At 72.3% G+C, this 974-nt stretch carries 2 protein-coding genes; both read right to left on the bottom strand.

Annotated features, from left to right (window positions below; translation table 11 throughout):
- On the bottom strand, positions 1 to 703 hold a 703-nt coding region (locus BI327_RS40805), incomplete at its 3' end, for an ABC transporter ATP-binding protein (protein WP_143271812.1).
- On the bottom strand, positions 700 to 974 hold a 275-nt coding region (locus BI327_RS40800; protein ID WP_143271811.1), incomplete at its 5' end, for an ABC transporter permease subunit. The genes BI327_RS40800 and BI327_RS40805, both read right to left, overlap by 4 nt.

The raw sequence follows: 974 nt of genomic DNA, 5'->3' as shown, positions 1-974 counted from the left end.
GCGCCAGGTCGTGCGTGATCAGCAGCACCGAGGTGCCGTTCTCCTGTTTCATCAGCGCCAGTTGATCCAGGATGCGGCGCTGCACGCTCGCGTCGAGCGCGCTGGTGGGCTCGTCGGCGATCACCAGCCGGGGCCGGCAGGCAAAGGCGATGCCGATCAGGACGCGCTGGCGCATGCCGCCCGAGAGTTCGTGGGGATACTGCCGGGCGCGCAGCGCCGGCTGCGTCAGGCCGACCTGGTCCAGGATCTGCACGGCGCGCTGGCGGGCATTGAGGCGATCGGCCAGGCCGTGGATGCGCAGCACCTCGGCCACCTGCTCGCCGATCCGCATGGCCGGGTTCAACGCGACGCCGGGATCCTGCGGCACCAGACCGATGTGCGCGCCGCGCAGCCGGCTCCAGGCGCGTTCGCCGGCCCGCGTCAGATCTGCTCCCTGGAAATGGATGGCGCCGCGCAGGATGCGCGCGTCTTCCTGCAGCAGGCCGATGATGGCGTGCGCGGTGGTCGACTTGCCGGAGCCGGACTCGCCGACGATGGCCAGCACCTCGCCGGGGTCCACGTGCAGCGACACGCCGCGCACGGCGTGCGCCCATTGGCGCCCGGCCTGATAGGCCACGTGCAGGTCGCGCACGGCCAGCAGCGGCTGCGCCGCCGCCGTTTCGCCGCGTTGGACGGACAGCGCCGTCACCGTGTTCAGGTTCATCGTGCCCCCCGCAGGCGCCGCCGTTCAAAGGCCTTGCCCAGACTGTTGGTGGACAGCACCACCAGGATGATCACGCCGCCCGGCATGGCGGTCAGCCACCAGGCGCGCACCAGGTAATTGCGCCCTTCGGCCACCAGCGTGCCCCACTCGGGCGCGGGCGGCGCGGCGCCGAAGCCCAGGAAGCTCAGCGCCGATACCGCGAGGATGGCGGCGCCCAGTTCCAGGCCCGCCAGCACCAGCACGGGGCCGGCGGCGTTGGGCACGATGTGGC

It is taken from the genome of Bradyrhizobium mercantei (genome assembly GCF_001982635.1).
Classification (GTDB): domain Bacteria; phylum Pseudomonadota; class Alphaproteobacteria; order Rhizobiales; family Xanthobacteraceae; genus Bradyrhizobium; species Bradyrhizobium mercantei.
Note: the sequence above shows the minus strand (reverse complement) of the source record. Positions and strands in the feature narration are given on the sequence as shown.